General features: G+C 44.6%; 5 protein-coding genes. 2 read left to right on the forward strand and 3 right to left on the reverse strand.

The genetic code is table 11. From position 1 onward, the window contains the following. Nucleotides 1–21: 21 nt before the first annotated feature. The gene (locus ACJ751_RS06105) at nucleotides 22–276 is read right to left on the reverse strand and encodes a hypothetical protein (RefSeq protein ID WP_407744491.1); all 255 of its coding nucleotides are present in this window, start codon (nucleotides 274–276) and stop codon (nucleotides 22–24) included. A gap of 163 nt (nucleotides 277–439) precedes the next feature. On the opposite strand from ACJ751_RS06105, the gene ACJ751_RS06110 reads away from it, so the two are divergent. Next, nucleotides 440–694, forward strand: coding sequence for a hypothetical protein (locus ACJ751_RS06110; protein ID WP_407744492.1), 255 nt, complete (start codon nucleotides 440–442; stop codon nucleotides 692–694). Between the two features lie 3 nt (nucleotides 695–697). Here ACJ751_RS06110 and ACJ751_RS06115 read toward each other — a convergent pair whose 3' ends face one another. Continuing rightward, the gene (locus ACJ751_RS06115) at nucleotides 698–1942 is read right to left on the reverse strand and encodes an NAD(P)/FAD-dependent oxidoreductase (RefSeq protein ID WP_407744493.1); all 1245 of its coding nucleotides are present in this window, start codon (nucleotides 1940–1942) and stop codon (nucleotides 698–700) included. 44 nt (nucleotides 1943–1986) lie between these two features. Then, complete coding sequence (locus tag ACJ751_RS06120) at nucleotides 1987–2352, reverse strand: winged helix-turn-helix transcriptional regulator (protein WP_407744494.1); 366 nt, start codon at nucleotides 2350–2352, stop codon at nucleotides 1987–1989. A gap of 143 nt (nucleotides 2353–2495) precedes the next feature. Here ACJ751_RS06120 and ACJ751_RS06125 point away from each other — a divergent pair. After that, nucleotides 2496–3125 (forward strand): NAD(P)-dependent oxidoreductase (locus ACJ751_RS06125; protein WP_407744495.1); only part of this gene is annotated, 630 nt, incomplete at its 3' end.

Raw genomic sequence — 3125 nt, forward strand, 5'->3', positions numbered from 1 at the left:
ATGTATATTTCCTTTTTTTGCTTACTTATTTTTCCTGCTTTTAAATGCCTGCCTTGCTTTAGCTGCTAAATCATCAAGCTGTAGCCCAGTTACCTTACCTGATTCTAAATCTTTATATCGCCTGTCCATTTCGGCTATATAAGCTTTATCGTCAGCCCAGGCTTCTTCCTCCTTTGCAAAGGACTTCACCACACTTAACACAACTTTTTTTTGCTCTGTGCTCAAATGTCCCAGGTAATAGGTAATTTCTTTATCTAAAGGCATAGCTACTCCCATTATACATTCAATTTCAACAAATTTACTGATTTTTAATAATTAACCAAACGGGACATACTTACTCCAAGTCAGTGAGTCAGAAGAGATCCACCCCCCTGCAAAACCCATTCCGCCACCATGGCATAAAAACTGCATTTATTAATACAGCTTAAATCGTAACAATATGGATACCCCAAAAGAAAAACAAGCGCCCAAAAAGCCTGAAAAAAAGGAAGATAACAACGTCAATGTTGAACTACAGAAAGAGCTCCAGAAACGTGACACCGATACGGCGCCTGATGAATTCATTAGCCCCAATGCCGATACTGATGAACCTATTGATGGTTCCGTAGTCAATGACGCTGTTTTGCGGGGTGAACCCCACGCCGATGACACGGTTATCCAGAAACCTGATCAAAAAGAAGAGGAAAAAAAATAAACGCTACCTGTTCAGCAACATCTTCACATAGAACGAAGGCCGGGTGAGTTTTTTACGCAGGTCTATTTCATAAAACATACACGACATCAACTCGCGCAGTTGCTTATTGCGCATGGCTGTTTTCATTAAGAAATTAAACAACCAGGTGCGGTTCGACAGCTTTTGTATTTTGGTGCTTAGTCCTAATTCAGGTCCCAGCACGCGATACACTTCATCGTCATATTTTTTCATATGCGTGGCAGAGAAATCATTTGCTTTCAAAGAAGCGACTGCCTGCTGTGCGGCTATTCGACCAGAATACAGGGCATTGCCAATGCCTTCACCGGTAAACGGATCGATCAGGTAGGCTGCATCGCCCGTAAGCATATATCTTTCACCTGAGAGTGTTCTTTTTTTACTGCCCAACGGCAATCCATAGCCTTCTATGCCACTGGCCAATGTGGCATTTTTAAACCTTTCTTTCATTACGGGATCATTGGCCACAATATCCTGCAGGGTCTTTTTCAGGTTCAGCTTTCTTTTTCGCACCACACTGCTCAATATACTGATGCCTACATTGGCCTCGCCGTTAGGCAACGGGAAGATCCAGAAATAACCGGGCAATAAAGAACGCAGAAAATGCAATTCTATAAATCCATCGGCACTCAATCCGCTAACACCTTTGTAATAGGCTCGTATCCCGGCGCAATAATGTTGCGGTTCCATATGTATACCCGCTACTTCTTTGGTAAAGGCTGAGTGGGCGCCATTGGCTACTATTACCAACTTTGCTTTCACAGAAAATGTACCGGCGGTGTCGGTCAGCAAATAACCATCTTCCTGAAGGGTAAATGTATCTATTGACTGGCCTTCGAATAATTGAATATTTGAACAGTGTTTCAATTCTTCTACCAGGAAGTTATCGAAGTTGATCCTTTTACAAACAAAGCCAGCGGGGATGCCGGTCTTAGACTGGGGATTATAATCGGGTTCGTAAGCTATATCGAGTGAATCGCGGCTGGGCGCCGTAAAAGTAACGCCCCAACTCCCCTCTTTCTCGGACAACTGGCACAGGCGTTCGCCAATTTTCTTATCTATCCGGTTCAGGGCCGTTAACACTTTTCCGCTCAGGCCATCGCCACATATCTTATCACGTGGGAATACCGCCTTATCTACCACTACACAAGGGATGTTGAACTGTTGCAATTGCAAAGCGGCTGCTGCTCCTGCCGGCCCGGCGCCAATAATGCAAACATCTGTCGCTATCATAAGCACGAAAGATAGGGAATATATCGTGAATGGTCTCCCATAAACTACACCACATACTGTTTCCTGTCCTTCAGGATATGCCGCATGTTTTGTTCGGCCCAGGCTGATAATTGTTGAATATGCGGTAACAGGGTTTCTCCTCGCTCCGTTAAGCGATATTCAACCCGCAATGGCACTTCAGCAAATACATGCCTGCTTACAATACCATCTGCCTCCAGCGTCTTCAACGTGATCGTGAGCATTTTTTGCGATACATCGCCGATCTCTTTTTGAATATGGCTGAACCGCACGGATCCTTTTTCTCCCAACAGTAATATTACCAGCACCGACCACTTATCACCCAGGCGGTCGAGTACCGTACGTATGGGGCAATTATCAGATCCTAAAAATTTCCTGGCATTTTTTTTCATGCTATGTAATTGATGTTCAACAACAGTTTCCTTTATGAAACCAGGTATCTCCGCCGTGCCTTATTGTGTGGCATTACCAATGGACATACCTTTGGTTACTTTTTGATACTAACCATTACAAAAGTAACTTCAAATTGAAAATTATGAAAATTTTATTGATCGGCGGAAGTGGCAATATTGGCCAGCGCATTGCAAAAGAAGCTTTACAAAAAGGCTACCAGGTAAATTCGGTGCAGCGCAATCCCGGGAAGTTAAGCATAAAAGATCCCAATTTAACCATTACCAAAGGGGACATGCTGAATGTGGCCGAATTACAGGCATTGGTAAAAGACGCCGATGTGGTGGTGTCAGCTATTTCTCCGCATGATCTCGGTGAATTTAAACAGGCTTATACCAACCTGATCAATGCCATGGAAAAAGAACCTTCCAAACGGATAATCATCGTAGGTGGAGCGGGCAGCACAGAAGTATCACCGGGCTTACGGTTGATGGACAGCCCCATGATGGCGCACATTCCCGCGGAATGGCACCCGGCTATTCGTGCACATGCCGAAGTATTGGGTTTGTTCAAGGCTTCTACAACCAACTGGACGTATTTCAGTCCGGCCAATATGATTGAAGCGGGTGAGCGCACCGGTAAATACCGGCTGGGTGGCACCAATATGATCTTTGATGCGAATGGGAACAGCCATATCTCTTACGAAGATTATGCGGTGGCCCTGGTTGATGAGATCGCCAACCCCAAACATCTTCGTCAGCAATTCAGCATAGCG

This window comes from Niastella sp. (assembly GCF_045805085.1).
Classification (GTDB): Bacteria; Bacteroidota; Bacteroidia; order Chitinophagales; family Chitinophagaceae; genus Niastella.

Coding starts and splice junctions, on each gene's coding strand:
- ACJ751_RS06105 (WP_407744491.1), bottom strand. CDS start 276: ATGGGAGTAGCTATGCCTTTAGATAAAGAAATTACCTATTACCTGGGA.
- ACJ751_RS06110 (WP_407744492.1), top strand. CDS start 440: ATGGATACCCCAAAAGAAAAACAAGCGCCCAAAAAGCCTGAAAAAAAG.
- ACJ751_RS06115 (WP_407744493.1), bottom strand. CDS start 1,942: ATGATAGCGACAGATGTTTGCATTATTGGCGCCGGGCCGGCAGGAGCA.
- ACJ751_RS06120 (WP_407744494.1), bottom strand. CDS start 2,352: ATGAAAAAAAATGCCAGGAAATTTTTAGGATCTGATAATTGCCCCATA.